This window comes from Streptomyces nanshensis (assembly GCF_001751255.1).
Taxonomy (GTDB): domain Bacteria; phylum Actinomycetota; class Actinomycetes; order Streptomycetales; family Streptomycetaceae; genus Streptomyces; species Streptomyces nanshensis_A.
Genome location: NZ_LJGW01000082.1, coordinates 1 through 16,712, shown reverse-complemented (window position 1 = coordinate 16,712; position 16,712 = coordinate 1). Strand labels below are relative to the sequence as shown.

At 67.7% G+C, this 16,712-nt stretch carries 16 protein-coding genes and 1 tRNA gene; 4 read left to right on the top strand and 13 right to left on the bottom strand.

Features of this window, described 5'->3' with window-relative positions; genetic code table 11:
* Positions 1-109: 109 nt before the first annotated feature.
* Both AN218_RS04090 and AN218_RS04085 read right to left on the bottom strand, forming a co-directional pair.
* Positions 110-1,582 carry an amino acid permease gene (locus tag AN218_RS04090; RefSeq protein WP_070015242.1) on the bottom strand — a complete coding sequence of 491 codons (1,473 nt, stop codon included), beginning with the start codon at positions 1,580-1,582 and terminating at the stop codon, positions 110-112.
* A 532-nt stretch (positions 1,583-2,114) separates the two neighbouring features.
* Entirely contained in the window at positions 2,115-3,653 is a 1,539-nt protein-coding gene (locus tag AN218_RS04085; protein ID WP_079131800.1) for an APC family permease, read from the bottom strand.
* A gap of 558 nt (positions 3,654-4,211) precedes the next feature.
* On the opposite strand from AN218_RS04085, the gene AN218_RS04080 reads away from it, so the two are divergent.
* Positions 4,212-4,832, top strand: a complete 621-nt coding sequence (locus AN218_RS04080) for a DUF2238 domain-containing protein (protein ID WP_070015243.1) — start codon at positions 4,212-4,214, stop codon at positions 4,830-4,832.
* A 51-nt stretch (positions 4,833-4,883) separates the two neighbouring features.
* Here the strand turns inward: AN218_RS04080 and AN218_RS04075 are convergent, their stop codons facing one another.
* Positions 4,884-5,270, bottom strand: a complete 387-nt coding sequence (locus AN218_RS04075; protein ID WP_070015241.1) for a VOC family protein — start codon at positions 5,268-5,270, stop codon at positions 4,884-4,886.
* Complete coding sequence (locus AN218_RS04070) at positions 5,267-5,575, bottom strand: ArsR/SmtB family transcription factor (RefSeq protein WP_070015240.1); 309 nt, start codon at positions 5,573-5,575, stop codon at positions 5,267-5,269. Before AN218_RS04070 ends, AN218_RS04075 begins: the two co-directional genes overlap by 4 nt.
* Before the next feature lie 247 nt (positions 5,576-5,822).
* Here AN218_RS04070 and AN218_RS04065 point away from each other — a divergent pair, with 247 nt between their 5' ends.
* The 3 genes from AN218_RS04065 (at position 5,823) to AN218_RS04055 (ending at position 7,985) form a co-directional block, all read left to right on the top strand.
* On the top strand, positions 5,823-6,365 hold the full coding sequence (locus tag AN218_RS04065) for a DUF1707 SHOCT-like domain-containing protein (RefSeq protein WP_070015239.1): 543 nt from the start codon (positions 5,823-5,825) through the stop codon (positions 6,363-6,365).
* Between the two features lie 170 nt (positions 6,366-6,535).
* Positions 6,536-7,465, top strand: a complete 930-nt coding sequence (locus AN218_RS04060) for an alpha/beta hydrolase (protein ID WP_070015238.1) — start codon at positions 6,536-6,538, stop codon at positions 7,463-7,465.
* Between the two features lie 73 nt (positions 7,466-7,538).
* Positions 7,539-7,985 carry a PaaI family thioesterase gene (locus AN218_RS04055; RefSeq protein WP_244900253.1) on the top strand — a complete coding sequence of 149 codons (447 nt, stop codon included), beginning with the start codon at positions 7,539-7,541 and terminating at the stop codon, positions 7,983-7,985.
* Positions 7,986-8,219: 234 nt separating this feature from the next.
* Here AN218_RS04055 and AN218_RS04050 read toward each other — a convergent pair whose 3' ends face one another.
* The 9 genes from AN218_RS04050 to AN218_RS04005 all read right to left on the bottom strand — a co-directional run bounded on the left by AN218_RS04050 (position 8,220) and on the right by AN218_RS04005 (position 16,611).
* The gene (locus AN218_RS04050) at positions 8,220-8,567 is read right to left on the bottom strand and encodes a hypothetical protein (RefSeq protein WP_070015236.1); all 348 of its coding nucleotides are present in this window, start codon (positions 8,565-8,567) and stop codon (positions 8,220-8,222) included.
* A 132-nt stretch (positions 8,568-8,699) separates the two neighbouring features.
* A complete protein-coding gene (locus AN218_RS04045; protein WP_141747446.1) occupies positions 8,700-9,407 on the bottom strand; it encodes a hypothetical protein in 708 nt (235 codons plus the stop codon).
* Complete coding sequence (locus AN218_RS04040; RefSeq protein WP_070015234.1) at positions 9,407-10,750, bottom strand: putative T7SS-secreted protein; 1,344 nt, start codon at positions 10,748-10,750, stop codon at positions 9,407-9,409. Before AN218_RS04040 ends, AN218_RS04045 begins: the two co-directional genes overlap by 1 nt.
* On the bottom strand, positions 10,750-11,055 hold the full coding sequence (locus AN218_RS04035) for a hypothetical protein (protein WP_070015233.1): 306 nt from the start codon (positions 11,053-11,055) through the stop codon (positions 10,750-10,752). The genes AN218_RS04040 and AN218_RS04035 overlap by 1 nt, the downstream gene beginning before the upstream one ends.
* A 59-nt stretch (positions 11,056-11,114) precedes the next feature.
* Positions 11,115-11,486, bottom strand: coding sequence for a hypothetical protein (locus AN218_RS04030; protein WP_141747444.1), 372 nt, complete (start codon positions 11,484-11,486; stop codon positions 11,115-11,117).
* Positions 11,487-12,020: 534 nt separating this feature from the next.
* Positions 12,021-12,392 (bottom strand): hypothetical protein, encoded by a 372-nt coding sequence (locus tag AN218_RS04025; protein ID WP_141747442.1) that lies wholly within the window; start codon positions 12,390-12,392, stop codon positions 12,021-12,023.
* Between the two features lie 551 nt (positions 12,393-12,943).
* Positions 12,944-14,419, bottom strand: coding sequence for a Re/Si-specific NAD(P)(+) transhydrogenase subunit beta (gene pntB / locus AN218_RS04015; protein ID WP_070015229.1), 1,476 nt, complete (start codon positions 14,417-14,419; stop codon positions 12,944-12,946).
* 6 nt (positions 14,420-14,425) lie between these two features.
* Complete coding sequence (locus AN218_RS04010) at positions 14,426-15,991, bottom strand: Re/Si-specific NAD(P)(+) transhydrogenase subunit alpha (protein ID WP_070015228.1); 1,566 nt, start codon at positions 15,989-15,991, stop codon at positions 14,426-14,428.
* A gap of 520 nt (positions 15,992-16,511) precedes the next feature.
* Positions 16,512-16,611: transfer RNA gene (locus tag AN218_RS04005), tRNA-Leu, on the bottom strand.
* Positions 16,612-16,712 lie beyond the last annotated feature (101 nt).

The window sequence follows — 16,712 nt, the reverse complement described above, 5'->3', positions numbered from 1 at the left end:
GTTGCCGGTGAACGCCCCGTGTCCGAGGGTCCGTTGAGGGGGCTGCTAGGGCCCCGTCACGGGGGCCGGTCCCGCGTCCGCGGAGCCGGCCCCGTATCCGGAGCGGTGTCTACTCGCCGACCCCGGCGCCGGAGAGTTCCCCGGTGCCCGCGCCCGGCTGACTCTGCGCCGCCTTCGCCCGCTCCCGGCCGCGCAGCCGGAACCAGCCGCCCGCCAGCAGCACCGCCCAGACGGCGCCGACGTACAGCGAGATACGGGCCTCGGAGTCATAGGCGATGAAGCAGGTGACCATGATCAGGAAGGCCAGGGCGACCGCGCTGGCGACTGCGCCGCCGGGAGCGGGGAACGGGGAGCGCCGCAGCAGACCCGCCCGCAGCGCCCTGCGATAGCGGATATGGCTGCAGAGGATCATCATCCACGTCCAGATTCCGGCGGCCGTCGCCACCGAGGTGACATACGCGAACGCCTTCTCCGGAACGAGGTAGTTGAGGACGACGCCGACGCCCATCAGCAGAACGGACGCCGTGATGCCGAACGCGGGCGACTTGCGGGAGTTGAGCTTCGCGAAGATCTTCGGGGCCTGCTCGTTCGCGGCGAGGTCGCGCAGCATGCGGCCCGTGGAGTACATGCCGGAGTTACAGGAGGAGAGCGCCGCGGTCAGTACGACGAAGTTGACGACGCCGGCCGCGAGCGGGATGCCCATCTCGGAGAACGCCTTCACGAACGGGCTCTCGCCCTCGTGGAATTCGGTCCACTTCACGACCGACAGGATGATCAGCAGCGCGCCGACGTAGAAGAAGATGATCCGCCACGGGAGCGTGTTGATGGCCTTGGGCAGGGTCTTCTCCGGGTTCTCCGACTCCCCCGCCGTGACGCCGACCAGCTCGACCGCGAGGTAGGCGAACATCACGCCCTGGAGCGTCATGAGGCTGGAGCCGATGCCCGTGGGGAAGAAGCCGTGGTGCGCGTAGAGGTTCGAGGCGGAGGCCGTGTCGCCGACCTGGGAGAAGCCGAGCGTCAGTACGCCGAGGCCGATGACGATCATGCCGATGATGGCCGTGACCTTGATCATCGAGAACCAGAACTCCACCTCGCCGAATATCTTCACCGAGATGAGGTTGACCCCGAAGAGCACCACCAGGAAGGTCAGCGCGCTGAACCACTGTGGAATCGCCGGGAACCAGAAATGGATGTAGATGGCGGCGGCGGTGAGTTCGGCCATCCCTGTGACGACCCAGTTGAGCCAGTACGTCCAGCCGGTGGCGAATCCGAAGAACGGGCCCAGGAATTCACGGGCGTATTCCGCGAAACTGCCGGACACCGGCCGGTAGAGGAGGAGTTCGCCGAGCGCCCGCATGATGAGGAAGACGACCACGCCGGCGAGCGCGTACATGAGGACGATACTGGGGCCGGCCTTCGCGATGTTCGCTCCGGCTCCCATGAAAAGACCGACGCCGATCGCGCCGCCGATCGCGATCATCTGCACCTGACGTGAGCCGAGGCCGCGTTCGTAGCCTTCCTCGGTGCCGCCCTCTGCGGCTTGCCCGACGTCTTCGAGCTGCGTTGTTTCCACCGAGACCATGTGCGTTCGTGCCTTTCTCGACGGCCCGCGTCTCTCGGACGGGCCGGATGCGGTCCCCCCTGGCATGGATGGCGTGCCGTCTGCGCGCCGGCGGCACCGGCCCCCGGCACGGCGTATACGTCGCTCCGCCCTGCGGGAGATCGTGAAGGTTTACCACGGCCCGTCGGCCGCCTTCGCCGCAGAGATGTGTCCGGCGTCACAGGGAGAACCGCCCATAGTCGGCGTGCCGCCGCAATTTCCGCTTCCACGGGCCTCGGATCGTTACCGGGATTTGAGCAGGGATTAAGGAAAGGCCGACGGGCTTGAGGTGGAATTGAGGATCGCGTTGAGCTTCTTCTGAGGGTTCTTCAGACGGCCGCCGTACAACGCCGGTAAAGTCCGCGGAAAATGAAGGCATTGCTTGAGGAAATGCCACCCGTGGCACGGTGATTGAGGGCTTCCATACGCTCTTCGGCACGGCGCGACGGGGTACGGGGGCGGCGCACCGGCGGCAGGGGGGGGGAGCGAGGCGGGGCGCGGTGGCCCGCGCGGCTCAGTCGTCCCCGGGTCCCTCGTCCTTCGTCGTCCCGTCCGTCCCCGGGTCCGGACCCGTTCCCGGCCCGGAATCCGCTTCCGTACCCGGCTTCCCGTCCGTACGCGCGGTCGCGAGGATCGAGTGCTTGCGCCCGTAGAAGACGTAGATCAGCAGCCCCACCACGAGCCACACGCCGAACCGCAGCCAGGTGAAGACGTCGAGGTTGAACATCAGATACAGGCACGCGAGAGCCGTGACGACCGGCAGGACCGGCGACAGCGGGACGCGGAAGGGGCGTTCGAGTTCGGGGTTGCGGCGGCGCAGCACCGGCACCGCCAGCGCCACGATCAGAAAGCCGGAGAGGGCGCCGATGCTGACCATGTCCGCGAGTTCGGAGATGGGCACGAACCCGGCCAGCAGCATGACGAGGACGGCGACGGCGATCGTCATCCGGTGCGGCGTACGCCACCGCGGATGCACCTCGGAGAAGCGGCGCGGCAGCAGCCCGTCCCGGCTCATCGCGAAGCCGATACGGCCGAGGGTGACCAGCTCGACCATCATCACCGACGTCAGACCGGTCACGGCTCCGAGCCCGACCAGGGCACCGACCCAGGGCGCCCCCACCGACTGGAACGCCGCGGAGATCGGGGCGCCGACGTCGATCTTGCGGTAGTCGACGATCGAGGTGAGCACCAGCGCGACGGCGACGTAGAGCAGGGTGCAGACCGCGAGGCTGCCGAGCAGTCCGCGCGGAAGGTCGCGCTGCGGGTCGCGTGTCTCCTCGCCGAGGTTGGCGAGCGCCTCGAAGCCGGTGTACGCGAAGAAGACCACCGCGGCGGCGGTGAGCACGCCCCCGACGCCGTACACCGACTGTTCGAGACCCGCCACCGCCTGGATCAGCGGCTGGTCGACGAGGCTCGCCCCGGAGTCGGCGGGCTGCGCGGACGGCACGAACGGGTGGAGGTTGGCTCCCCGTACGAAGAACAGGCCCGCGACGACGATCAGTACGCACACCGAGACCTTGATCACGACGAGCACGTTGGTCAGCCGCGACGACTCGCGGATGCCGGCGACGGCGACGGCCGTGAGCACCGCGATGATGAACACCGCGCCGACGTTGACGGTGGCCTCCTCTCCGAACCACCCCGCGGGCAGGCCCAGCAGATTGGCGACGTACCCGGACCAGCTCCGCGAGACGACCGCGGCTCCGAGCGCGAACTCCAGCAGCAGGTCCCAGCCGATGATCCAGGCGAAGACCTCGCCCAGCGTCGCGAAGGCGTATGTGTAGGCACTGCCCGCCGTCGGTACGGCCGACGCCAACTCCGCGTAGCACAGGGCCGCCAGCGCCGCGACCGCCCCGGCCACGAGGAAGGACACGACGACCGCGGGCCCGGCGTGCTCCTTCGCCTCCACGCCGACCAGCGTGAAGATTCCGGTGCCGATGATCACGCCGACGCCGAACCCGGCGAGCGAGACGGCGGTCAGGCGGCGCTTCAGCGTGTTCTGCCGGCTCCGGTCGAGGACGTGCCCGACGGGCATCTTCCGCAGGATGTTCATGGTGTACGACTCGCTCTGTCGGGGCCCCGGGACGTCCGGGCTGCACGGGCGGGCGGGGTGCGCCCCCCGGTACTTGTGACCAGGAACGCGACTGTCATGCCGGCCGGCGGCCAACCCTGTCACGGTGGCGCGGCACCAGTGAAGGCGGAATCGGTCACATCGGCGGGACGGTCAGGACGGGCAGAACGGGCGGTACGAGCCCCGTGGGAACGGAGGCGAAGGGGCCGGATCCGGTGTGCGTACGGGGAGTTGAGTACGCGTACTCATGCCGTACGGCGCTCCGCTCCGGAAGAGTGCGCCGGCACGAGGGGTTCCCTCGCAGGCACTGCTCACTCCGGGATGGTTCCCATGTCCTCGTCCGGCTCGTCCACCTCATCCGGCGCGTCGACGTCGCCGACGTCAGCCGCCGCGTCGGGCACGTCGGCCGCGTCAGTCACGTCCACGGCTCCGGCCGCTCCGTACGCTCCGTCCGAACAAGCCGCGCCGCGGCGGCAGTTCGCGGGGCCGGGCCGGGACCGGGGCTCGGGCCCGCGACGCCGCGTCACCCTCCCCGCGGCCCTGGTCGCGGTCGTGACGGTCGCCCTCGTCGTCTCGGGTATCGCGCCGTACGACCGGGCCACCTGGCTGATGGAGACGTTCTGGGTCGTCATCGGCGTCCCGGTCGCCGTCGTGGTGTGGCGCCGCTTCCCGCTGACGCGGCTGCTGTGCGTCCTGCTCGCCCTGCACGCGCTGATCCTCATCTTCGGCGGCCACTACACGTACGCCCGCGTGCCGTTGGGCGACTGGATCCAGGACGGACTGGGCCTCGCCCGCAACCCCTACGACCGGATCGGCCACTTCACCCAGGGGTTCGTGCCCGCGATCCTGCTGCGGGAGGTGCTGGTGCGCCGCTCGCCGCTGGCCGGCAGCCGCTGGCTGGCTCCGCTGACCGTCTGCGGCTGTCTGGCCTTCAGTGCCTTCTTCGAGATGATCGAGTGGTGGGCGGCCCTGATCGGGGGCGAGGGCGCGGACGACTTCCTCGCGACGCAGGGCGATGTGTGGGACACCCAGTGGGACATGTTCCTCGCCCTCGTCGGTGCGACGTCCGCGCTGCTGCTGCTCAGCCGCGTACACGACCGGCTGCTCGCCGGCTTTCCGCGGCCCGCACCGGACGGCGCCGCGGATCCGCCCCGCAGTTGACCGCACGGTCGACCGCTCTGTTGTCTGCGGACGACCGTACGCACGCCCCGCTTACGCCGTGTGCACGATCTGGATCAGGTTGCCGCAGGTGTCGTCCAGCACCGCGGTGGTGATCGGCCCGATCTCCAGCGGCTCCTGGGTGAAGCGCACGCCGTGTCCGCGCAGCCGCTCGAACTCCGCGTGCACGTCGTCCACGGCGAAGGCCGCGGCCGGGATGCCGTCCTCGACGAGCGCCGTCGTGTACGGCTTCACGGCGGGGTGGACGTCGGGCTCCAGCAGCAGTTCGGTCCCGTCGGGATCCTCCGGCGAGACCACGGTCAGCCAGCGGTGCTCGCCGATCGGGACCTCGTTCTTCTTCACGAAGCCCAGTACGTCGGTGTAGAAGCGCAGCGCCTTCTCCTGGTCGTCGACGAAGACGCTGGACAGATGGATTCTCATGGGGTGCTCTCCGGTGGGTCGGGCCTGAGCCACCGGGTCACGATGAGCTCAAGAGGTTCGGTGTTCAGGTCGTGGAACTTGTAGCGGCCCTGGCGTCGTGAGCGGACCAGCCCGGCCGACTCCAGTACGACCAGGTGCTGGCCGATGGCCTGCCGGGTCAGCCCGAGGCCGTACTTGGTGGCCAGCCGCGTACAGATCTCGAACAGGGTCTGGCCGTCCCGTTCCACCAGTTCGTCGAGGATGCGCCGACGGGTCGGGTCGGCCAGTGCCTTGAAGACGTCCTCCTCCGCCACGGGCCACAGCATAGGAAAGTGGCGACTTACCTATCAAGTCAAGTGCCGGACGTCGCCGAGCTGTCGGCGTTCTCGGGTTCTCGGGTTCTCGGGTTCTCGGTGTGCACCACGTCATCGGACAGACCGGCATGACCGGGCGCGACCGGCGTGACCGGCGTGACCGGGCGCGACCGGGCGCGACCGGCGCCGGCTTCCGCGGTCCCCGTGCTGCCCGTACTGCCCGTGGTCCCCGTCCACCGCACGGCACTACAGTGCAGCGATGACGCCGCCCCCGGACGAGACGCCTCCGCCGCTCGGCGAGGACGAGCGCGACGCCGCCGTACGCCGTCTCCAGGAGGCGTACGCCCAAGGGCACGTCCCGCACGAGGAGATGGACGGACGTCTCCACCGCGCGCTCACCGCCGCCACGCACGCCGACCTCGCGACGGCCCTGGACGCGCTCCCGGGGCAGCCGGCCGACACCACGTCCACCGTCGCCGCCCTCGGCGGCCGTATCCGGCGGCGCGGCGCATGGCGGGTGCCGCGGAGCCTCAAGGTCGAGTCCGCGTTCGGCAGGGTGCATCTGGATCTGTCCCGCGCCGTCATCGAACACCCCGTGATCGACGTCGAGTTGGCGCTCGGCACCGGGAAGGCGAAGATCACGGTGCCGCGCGACGCGGAGGTCGACGTCGAGGGGCTGCGTACGGTCTGGAAGGACACCCGCTACCGGCCCCCGCGGACCGTCCGCTCCGGCGGCCCGAGAATACGGATCTCCGGGACGATGGGCTTCGGACGGCTGACGGTCCGCCACGCACGGCACTGACATCCGCGCCCGCACCAGGCGGCCACACTACGTTCGCCGTCCCCGGCCGTTGCGCCCGGTGGGCGCGCGCACCACACTGCGTACACGGGGGATGTGCCGGTGCGCCATCGTCAACACCGGCTGCCGGGGCGGACGATGAGGCGCCGCCGTTCCACCGACAGGGAGAGCCCATGGGAGCCATCACGTACGAGGAACTCCGCGTACCCGTGCGCGGAGGCCACCTCACCGTCTTGCGCTGGCCCGCGACCGTACGGCCGCCGGAGCAGGGTGCCGGGCCCGCACCCACCGTCGTCGCCCTGCACGGCATCACCTCCAATGCCCTCTCCTGGGCCGGAGTCGCCCACCACCTCGCCGGACGCGTCACCCTCGTCGCCCCGGACCTGCGCGGACGCGCGGGAAGCAACGCGCTGCCCGGTCCGTACGGCATGGCCACGCACGCCGAGGACGCGACGGCGCTCACCGAGGCGCTCGGACTGCGCGACGTGGTACTGGCGGGCCATTCGATGGGCGCGTTCGTGGCCGCGGTCGCCGGGGTGCGCCACCCGGAGCGCTTCCGTTCGCTGCTTCTCGTGGACGGAGGCGTGGGCTTCCCCGTCCCGGAGGGGCTGAACACCGACGACCTGATCACGGCGGTGATCGGCCCGGCGATGGAACGGCTGAAGACGACGTTCCCCGACCGCGACGCCTACCGCGCCTTCTGGCAGAACCATCCGGCCTTCACCCGCTCGTGGGAGCCGTGGACGGAGGCGCACATCCTGCGCGATCTGACCGGCACGGAACCGGAGTTGCGCTCCTCGTGCCTGCTGGACGCCGTACGCGAGGACGGCGCGGACACCCTCTCCTCGGAGACGGCCCGCGCCCTGCACCGTCTGACCGTCCCCGGCGAACTGCTGTGGGCCGAACGGGGGTTGCTGGACGAACCCCAGGGCCTCTACGACGAACAACGCCTCAAGTCCGCGGCCGTGGACGACACGACGATCCGCTCCCGCAAGGTCCCCGGCAGCAACCACTACACGCTGCTGCTGGGCGACGAGGGCGCGTCCACGGTGGCGCAGAGCCTGCTGGCGGCGACGGGGGCGGAGCGCCCACCGGCCGACTGAGATGCGGGGGCCTCCCGCCGGGCCGACAATGCGGTGTGCGGAGCGCACAGTCCGACGTCGGAGGGAGGCGCCCGTGTCCGTACGCAGGGGACCGTTCTGGGACGGAGTCGAGGGCCGCGCGCCCATGCCCCGCGCTGCCCGGACACTGGGCCTCGAGTTCCTGGCCGCGGATCCCGAACAGGGCACGATCGAGCTGGCGTTCACCGCGACGGAGGACTTCACCAACCCCGTGGGCAACGTCCTCGGAGCCTTCCTCTCCGCGATGCTCTACGACACGGTCGGCCCCGCACTGCTCGCCACCCTCGGCCCCGAGGAGTTCCAGTCCACGCTGGAACTGAAGGTCACCTTCCACCACCCGACCCGCCCCGGCCGGCTCACCGCCAGAGGACGCGTCATCCGCCGCGAGGGCGACCTGGCCTTCCTGGAGGCGACCCTCCTGGACGCCCAGGACCTGACGGTGGCTACCGCTTCGGCGACGGCCCGGGTCATTGCACTGGCGGACGCGGAGGGGGCGGTGTGACGGGGTGGGGCGGCGGTCCGCTCGGGTCGTCGGTTCGAGTCGGTTCCGGGGAGTGCCCGAGAGCACGTGTACATCGGCTGGTTTCCCCAGCCCGTGTCGGCTCAACTCCCGGCGAAGGCCGATCAGATGGGTCCCTCGGCGTCCTTGCCGCCTGTCAACTTCTGCTTGAGCTGACGTAGTTACGTCTGCCCTGTGGCGTCTCAGGACGTGGCGTCTCGGGCAAGCATCGGAAGATCACTTGCGCTCATCGCCGGAATCCGCCGGGCGGAAGAAGAGCCATTGGCCCTGGGTCCCGAACGTCTGCCGGTAATAACCGACCTCCTCAGCGATCCGGTCCGCGTCCTTGTCCGTCAACTTCGTGTACTTGAGCGGATTCAAGCCAATGTGGCCACGCCTGGTGACGGCCCCAGAACGCAAATCCTCCAGGAAGACCTCCACCTGCTCCTCATAGGAATGCTTCCGCATCTTCCAACCGTCCAAGAACGAGAAGAAGATCGACAGAACGAACAAGACGCCGAAGGCACCGATAACCCACCAACCCCAGCCACCGAATTCACCCCCCGGCGGGGCCGCGATCATCACTGCCGTCTCCAAGGAAAGTGCCGCTGTGAACCCCCAACGCAGAGCGCTCGACGACCTCTCTCGAGACCATTCACACTGGACCGAGCCGACAAGGAAACCGCAACGAAGGCGACCTGGCTGAGCTCGTCGGCACTACCCGAATGTTCTGCTGATGTCGTTGTGTGCCTCCTGGGCAGCCTGCAGCTCTTCCTCTGAGGGCGGCTCGGCCGGAGCAGTGAAGGAGACACTGCCCGCGAACACCGTTGCCAGTTCAAGGAATTCGTCTCCGTGTTCCAAGTCCTCCGTCGCGAAGGAGATGGAGACGGCTTCGGGGGTGTGGGGGAAAGCAAGCTGAAAGGTGACCGTGCGCACCTGCGACAGCGTGTCCTCCTCGATGCCGAACAGCATTCCCGGGACGGACATCTCATGCCCGGCCACGATGACCGCCGCTACTCCTGCCGGCAGTTCCACCAAACCTTGATGCGTGCCCTTCGGCGGAGGTTCGTTGGACTCCAGGACGCTGAGCGGATACAAGTGGGGGTCGCCTGGGGGGCGTTGCATCACCGCGATCTGGCAGACGCCGGACACCAGTTCATCATCGTCCGTACGCAGCAGGAACGAGCTGAAGTGCACGACCCCGTCGTCGGCCAGTTTGGCGAGTGAAGCCTCGAAACTGAGGGCGGTGACCGCTACTTGCTCGGGCGTCGCGGACGGGTGGAGTTCCGACAGGTTCGCGACGACCTGATCGAAGCGCTCCTCCGGGGGCTGCTCGAAGTCGATCGGCTGAAACCCTTCCGGTACCCGGAACCAGAGGGGGATGGGCTCAGGGACGATGGCGGGGTGTTCTGTTGGGATGGCCATCACAGTGCCCTTGCAATTTCGGAGATTTTTCTCACTGGCGTCTCTACCGCCCCCACTGCCGCGACACCATCGCTTCCAAGAGTGCCTGTAGTTGCGACAGCCGCTGTTCCCTCGCTTGAATCCCACAGAGTCGCTGCTGTTGGGGCACCGAGCGCTCCCGTTGCAACAGCCTGGGACACCTCAGCAGCTGTACGAGCTCCTTCACTGGAGGCACCCATCACCACGGCTCCCTTCTGCACCGTGCCCTTGAATAGTGCATTCAATGGGTCTTCTACCTTCGAGTACTCCTTGAAGTGAACAGCACCGTTCCTTACCGCCTGCACCGCGCGAGAAGTGCCGGTGGCCCCTTTCGCAGCTTCGCCAGCCTCCACGATCCCGCGGACGTTCTGCATCCCCCTGCCCGTGAGCTTCGCGGCGTTGACACCACGGCCGGTGGCGATCGCCGCCTTGGCGCCCTTGACGGCGGGACCCACGCCCGGGACGGCCCCGAGTGCATCTCCGCCAAGGGTGGCCCACTCGGACATGTTCTTGGATGTGGGCGGCCACATGTCCTTGCCGGCCTTGGCGTACTGATAGGCATGCTGGCCCGCCGCAGCAAGGCTCAGACCGATCGCGACCGGGGCGAGGACCGGCACGAAGATGGCGGCGATGCCCGCGATCGTAGCCGCCACCGTAAGAACATCGCCGCCGTGCTTGTCCCACCAGTCCGAGATCTTCGACCAGAGTCCACCGTCCGGGGCGTGGTCCTCGGCGTGCTTACGTATCCGATCCGCGTGGTCCTGGGCGGTGTCGGAGTGGCTGCGCTCCAACTTCTCCGCGGCGTCGATGAGATCCTGCAGTTCAGTCTGAGCACTGTCGAGACGGTTCCAAGCCGACCGGACTTCTTTGTTGGCAACATCAAGGCGATGCTGCGCGCTGTCCAGCTCGGCCCCTGCACTGAAGGTCTGTCCGGCAAGCTGAAGATCCGGATTCTTCCGCGCCGCGTCATACTTCGCCTGTGCGGTGTCCTGCTGCCGGCGCGCCTTCTTGGCTTCCGCCTCGTAGTGCGCCGCTTTCGTCTTCATCCCGTGGAGCGAGTCACTCCAGGATTGGATCTCCTTGCCGGCTCCCCGAAGGGAATCCTTCGCGTCGGCAAGGTACTTGGGCAAGTCAGCAATCTTGTCGACGAAGTTCTCTCGAGCCTTGCCCTTCCAGTGCGAACTCTCCTTCGTCAAGGAATCCAGCAAGTCATGGGTGTCCTTGAGAACCTCAGCCGTCCCCTTGAGGTGCTCGGCGAGATTGGTCGCCAAACGCGGGTGGCCCGGTGTGGGGTTCCAGCCCAGTCCGCTCCAGTCGTCCGCCATTACCGCCCCCGTGTCGATTGCGTAAGACTCTTGTGGATCTCTGATTCTGTCTTCTCGTAGTTCTTGAGAATCGCATCGATACCTTCCTCCAGGATCTCGATACGTTTCTTCGTCTCGTTCAGTCCGTGCTGCCAGTCATCCTCGAAATCCTCGCAGGCGCTGTCGAGCGACCGCTTGCCTAGGTTCTTGGGGCCAGTGTCCTTCATCCGTCGCAAGGATTCCTCAAGACGATCCTTGCTCTTTGTCAACTTCTGCTTGAGCTGACGCAGTTCAGACAAATCAACTTGAAAATCTACTTGTGCCACGTCTCCCCCGCTCCGGACGCATCGAATTGTTACTTCTTCTCCGCTGACACTCCGCGAGATCAGCTGTTTTCGTCCTCGGAGTCCGCCGAGCGGAGGAAGAGCCATCGACCCTTGGTTCCGAACGTCTGCCGGTAGTAGCCGGCTTCCTCACCGATCCGGTCCGCGTCCTTGTCCGTCAGCTTCGTGTACTTGAGCGGATCCAAGTCGATGTGACCGCGCCTGGTAACAGCCCCCGAACGCAAATCTTTGAGAAAGACTTCCACCTGCTCCTCGTAAGAGTGCTTCCGCAACTTCCAACCGTCCAAGAAGGAGAAAAACAGCGACAGGACGAGCATGAGACCCGTAGCACCAAGAACCCACCAACCCCAACTTTGAAATTCACCCCCCGGCGGTGCCGCGATCACCACTGCTGTCTCCGAAAACGTTGCCATGCGAACTCCCAAGGCAGAAAGGCTAAACGACGGCAGGGATTGCGCGTACGGCCGCGCAGCACAGCAGAGGACACGACTCCTCCCTGACCACACAGCTGTACAGCTGAAGCCGATCGCGCAGTGCCATACAACATGTGCCGCGAGGCCCCCCAACCTCTGCATCGCGACTGTTGCTAGACACAACAGCCCGCCCCACAACCGTATCCCAGCGTCACGAACACATGTCCGTCCGGGGGCGGAAGACCGGCTGCCCCTCCGACGTATCAACTTCACGCGCCGGGCGGCCCGTTCAGAACGCGCCACGGCTCCCCCATGACGGTGCATCAGGCTCCCCGTCCCCGCGGGATGCGGACGCGTCGTGCAGGCGGAGGATGTGCTTCACGCTCTACTTCGTGTCACCGCAAAGCATGCTGGCGTTCTTGCGGAAGAACAGCAGTCTTGGACCCACGGATCAACCGAACGGCCCTCTCCGGAGAGGCACTTCGCGACGGCGAGCGAAGCCGTGGGTGGCCTTACGCCTCGTCATAGCCGAGATCACCTCGGCTCATCACCGGTGTCCGTCGCGCGGAGGAAGAGCCAGTTCCCCTTGGTCCCGAACGTCTGCCGGTAGTAACCGGCGTCCTCACCGATCCGGTCCGCGTCATTGTCCGTCAGCTTCGTGTACTTGACCGGGTTCAAACGAATATGGCCACGAACAGTGACAGCCCCCGAACGCAGGTCCTTCAGGAAGACCTCCACCTGCTCCTCGTAGGAGAACTTCCTCATCTTCCAGCCCTCGAAGAACTTGACGAACATCGCAACCAGCCACAGGACGCCGACGGCGCCCAGAGCCCACCAGCCCCACCCACCGAACTCACCCCCAGGCGGTGCGGCGATCATCACTGCTGTCTCCGAAGACGTCGCCATGTGAACTCCCAAGACAGAAAGGCCGATCGACGACGGAGATTGCACGTACCGCCGCGCAGCACAACAGAGGGTTTCACCCCGCCCTGGCGACACAGCCGTACAACTGAAACCGATCGCGCGCAGTGCCACACAGCATGTGCCGCGAGGTTCCCCAATCCCGCATCGCGGCTGCCGTTACAGACGACAGTCCGCTTCACGACCGTATCCCAGCGTCACAAGCACATGTCCGTTCGGGGCGGAGCCGAGGGCCTGAACTGCCTTGTGGTGGTGGCTGATTGGCTCACCGGTGTGTGCCGAGCACTTCCTCCTCCGCCGCCTCGAGCACGCGCCGGATGAGGTCGACCCTCGGTTTGATGTCCGCCCCGTACTCCCTGGCCGCCGTCAGAATCGCGGTGACGATTCCAATACGGACCGCCCCTGGATGCGCCCTGCAAGAAGGACGGCCCCTATCCGAAAACGCCCCTCCGGCCGCCACGTCACCGCGGCCGAAGGGGCACCTTCTCAGACGTACCAGTCGTACCAGCCGTCAGGCGGCCCTCGCCGCCCCGCCCTTACCGCCCCACCCCCGCCGGCTCCTGCGCCGGCCCGGCGCCCGCGCCCGCTCCCGACGGACCCGCGTCGCCCAGTGCCCGCAGGATGTTCTCCACGCTGCTCTTCGCGTCGCCGAAGAGCATGGACGTGTTCTCGCGGAAGAACAGCGGGTTCTGGACTCCCGCGTAGCCGGAGGCCATCGAGCGCTTGAAGACGATGACGTTCTCCGCCTCCCACGCGCGCAGCACCGGCATGCCCGCGATCGGGCTGGAGGGGTCCTCGGCCGCGGCCGGGTTGACCGTGTCGTTGGCGCCGATCACCAGGACGACCGAGGTGTGCTCGAAGTCGTCGTTGATCTCGTCCATTTCCAGGACGATGTCGTAGGGCACCTTCGCCTCGGCCAGCAGCACGTTCATATGTCCCGGCAGCCGCCCCGCGACCGGATGCACGCCGAAGCGGACCTCGACGCCCCGTTCGCGCAGGGTGCGTGTCAGTTCCGCCACCGGGTGCTGGGCCTGGGCGACGGCCATGCCGTAGCCGGGGGTGATGATCACCGAGCTTGCGGAGCCGAGGAGTTCGGCGGCCTCCTCCGCGCTGGTCTCGCGGTGCTCGCCCTGTTCGGCGTCGCCGCTCGCGGGGGCCTCGATGCCGAAGCCACCGGCGATCACCGAGATGAACGAGCGGTTCATGCCCTTGCACATGATGTACGAGAGGTACGCACCGGAGGAGCCGACCAGGGCGCCGGTGACGATGAGCAGGTTGCTGTCGAGCAGGAAGCCCGCCGCGGCGGCGGCCCAGCCCGAGTAGCTGTTGAGCATGGAGACGACGACGGGCATGTCGCCGCCGCCGATCGCGGCGACCAGATGCAGCCCGAGCGCGAGCGCGAGCACCGTCACGGCGATCATCAGGCCCAGTCCCGGGGTGACGGTGAACCAGACGGTCAGCGCCACGAACGCCGCCAGGGCACCGAGGTTGAGCACGTTCTTGCCGGGCAGCGTCAGCGGCCGCGACTTGATCCGCGCGGACAGCTTGAGGAAGGCGATGACCGAGCCGGTGAAGGTCACAGCGCCGATGAAGATCCCGATGAACACCTCGGCGTGGTGGATCGTGAGCAGGTCGGCGGGGACGACGTGCTGTGCGTCCCCCTTCGCCTCGACCTCGAAGTAGCTGTTCCAGCCGACGAGTACGGCGGCGACGCCGACGAAGCTGTGCAGGATCGCGATGAGTTCGGGCATCTCCGTCATCGCCACGCGCCGTGCGCGCCACAGCCCCGCCACGCCGCCGATCACCATGGCGATGAGGATCAGCAGGGTGGCGGTCGCCGAGATCTCGCGGGCGGCGAGGACGACGGTGGCCAGCAGCGCCAGCGCCATGCCGGCGATGCCGAAGCCGACCCCGGCGCGGGACGTACGGTGCTGGGAGAGCCCGGCCAGGCTGAGGATGAACAGAAGCGCCGCGACGAGGTCCGCGGCCTGGGTGGTCGTGGTGGCAGTCATGGGGCTTCAGCCTTTCGAGAACATGCCGAGCATGCGACGGGTGACGGAGAAGCCTCCGAAGATGTTGACGCTGGTCAGCAGAATCGCGATGAACGACAGGACGGTGACGGCCGGTCCCACGTGGCCGATCTGGAGCAGCGCCCCGACGACGACGATCCCCGAGATGGCGTTGGTGACGGACATCAGAGGCGTGTGCAGCGCGTGGTGCACCTTGCCGATGACGTAGTAGCCGATGACGACGGCGAGCGCGAACACCGTGAAGTTCGCCGCGAGTTGGGCGGGCGAGAAGGCGATCAGCGCGAACACCGCGGCCATGCCGACGCCGATGAGCGTGAAGCGCGCGGCCGGTGTCAGACGCGGTTTCTTCGGCTCGTTCGCGGCGGCGCCGGCGCCCTGGCCGCCCGCGCCCTCGGCACCCTTGGCGGGCGCGGCCTGCGCGGAGACCTGTACGGGCGGTGGCGGCCAGGTCTTCTCGCCGTCCCGTACGACGGTCACGGCACGCTGTACGACGTCGTCGAAGTCGAGCGTGAACTGCCCGTCCTTCTCCGGCGTGAGCAGCTTCAGCAGGTTGACGACGTTGGTCCCGTAGAGCTGCGACGCCTGTGCGGGGAGCCGGCCCGGCAGGTCGGTGTAGCCGATGATCGTGACGCCGTTGTCGGTGACGATCGCCTTGCCGGGGACGGTGCCCTCGACGTTGCCGCCCTGTGAGGCGGCCATGTCGACGATGACGCTGCCGGGCTTCATGCTCGCCACGTCCTCGGCGGTGATCAGCCGCGGTGCGGGCTTGCCGGGGATGAGCGCCGTGGTGACGATGATGTCGACGTCGGCGGCCTGTTCGCTGTAGATCTCGGCGGCACGGCGGTCGTAGTCCTCCGAGGTCTGCTTCGCGTAGCCGTCGGCGGACTGCTCCTGCTCGACGTCCACGGCGAGGTACTCGCCGCCGAGCGAACGGACCTGGTCGGCGACCTCCGGGCGCGGGTCGGTGGCCCGTACGACACCGCCGAGGCTGCTGGCCGCGCCGATCGCCGCGAGACCGGCGACGCCCGCACCGGCGACGAGGACCTTGGCCGGCGGGACCTTGCCCGCCGCGGTGACCTGGCCGGTGAAGAACCGTCCGAAGACGTGCGCGGCCTCGATGACCGCCCGGTATCCCGCGATGTTCGCCATCGAGCTGAGCACGTCCAGCGACTGCGCCCGCGAGATGCGCGGCACGGCGTCCATGGACAGGACGGTCAGGGGCCGTGCGGCGAGTTCGTCGAGGAGGCTGGTGTTGAGACCGGGGGCGATCATGCCGATGAGGGCCGCGCCGTCCCGGAGCCGTCCGATCTCTTCACGCGAGGGCTCGTTGATCTTGAGGACGACGTCCGCCTGCCAGGCGTCGCCGATCGTCGCGCCCGCTTCGGTGTACTGCTCGTCGGAGAAGCCCGAGGCCGCCCCCGCTCCGGATTCGACGACCGTCTCGTATCCGAGTTTGAGGATCTTCCGGATGCTGTCCGGCGTGGCCGCGACCCGGGTCTCACCGGCTCTCGACTCGGCTACGACGCCGACCTGCTGCGGATGTGAATCTGACATCGGTCTCCCTTTACGGGGTGTTGGGCGGCTCTGTGGTCCGTTTCTACTGCGGGGCGGGACCAGCGGAGGGGACTGCGCAGGTGATGCTTATTTTCTGTCAGGGTGCGGGGCTGGGGTCACGTTGTTTCCTCCGGTAATTCCGTAGTTCTCGGATGCTGGAATCGGGACGGCGGGAACGCCCGTCCGTAAGAGCCTGAACGAGCGCTACGAGCGGTACGGCCGGGGAGCCCGGCAGGTGAGGCGGACGCACCGCGCACGGGGACGGGCACAGGGACGCGCACGGTCGTACGGACGGAAAGGCCGTAGGGACGGGGACGGTCGTACGGTCCGGGGTGCGGGACCGTACGGCGGCCACGGCAGCGCCCCGTCCGATGTACGGGAGCGCGGAGAGTGCCGATGCGGAATGTTCCGGCGCGGAAGAGAAGACCGCCCACGGGACGCAGAAAAGAAAGCCGCTCTGCCGCGGGGATTCCGCGGGTGCCGGCCGAAGAACGGCCGACACCGGCAGGCGCAAGATCTGTGTCCGAGGGGGGACTTGAACCCCCACGCCCGANACCCCCACGCCCGATAAAGGGCACTAGCACCTCAAGCTAGCGCGTCTGCCATTCCGCCACCCGGACAAGGGTCGTCGCCCGGCTCTGCCGTGGCGACGCGGACAACCATACCAAGCTCCGGTGGCACTCTTCACCTCGGTCTTCTCCGGTGAGCGGGCGGTCCGTCG

Bases quoted from the DNA above. Each gene is read 5' to 3' on its own strand.
- AN218_RS04090 (WP_070015242.1), bottom strand. From the start codon at position 1,582: ATGGTCTCGGTGGAAACAACGCAGCTCGAAGACGTCGGGCAAGCCGCA.
- AN218_RS04085 (WP_079131800.1), bottom strand. From the start codon at position 3,653: ATGAACATCCTGCGGAAGATGCCCGTCGGGCACGTCCTCGACCGGAGC.
- AN218_RS04075 (WP_070015241.1), bottom strand. From the start codon at position 5,270: ATGAGAATCCATCTGTCCAGCGTCTTCGTCGACGACCAGGAGAAGGCG.
- AN218_RS04070 (WP_070015240.1), bottom strand. From the start codon at position 5,575: ATGCTGTGGCCCGTGGCGGAGGAGGACGTCTTCAAGGCACTGGCCGAC.
- AN218_RS04065 (WP_070015239.1), top strand. From the start codon at position 5,823: ATGACGCCGCCCCCGGACGAGACGCCTCCGCCGCTCGGCGAGGACGAG.
- AN218_RS04060 (WP_070015238.1), top strand. From the start codon at position 6,536: ATGGGAGCCATCACGTACGAGGAACTCCGCGTACCCGTGCGCGGAGGC.
- AN218_RS04045 (WP_141747446.1), bottom strand. From the start codon at position 9,407: ATGGCCATCCCAACAGAACACCCCGCCATCGTCCCTGAGCCCATCCCC.
- AN218_RS04040 (WP_070015234.1), bottom strand. From the start codon at position 10,750: ATGGCGGACGACTGGAGCGGACTGGGCTGGAACCCCACACCGGGCCAC.
- AN218_RS04030 (WP_141747444.1), bottom strand. From the start codon at position 11,486: ATGGCAACGTTTTCGGAGACAGCAGTGGTGATCGCGGCACCGCCGGGG.
- AN218_RS04025 (WP_141747442.1), bottom strand. From the start codon at position 12,392: ATGGCGACGTCTTCGGAGACAGCAGTGATGATCGCCGCACCGCCTGGG.
- pntB (WP_070015229.1), bottom strand. From the start codon at position 14,419: ATGACTGCCACCACGACCACCCAGGCCGCGGACCTCGTCGCGGCGCTT.
- AN218_RS04010 (WP_070015228.1), bottom strand. From the start codon at position 15,991: ATGTCAGATTCACATCCGCAGCAGGTCGGCGTCGTAGCCGAGTCGAGA.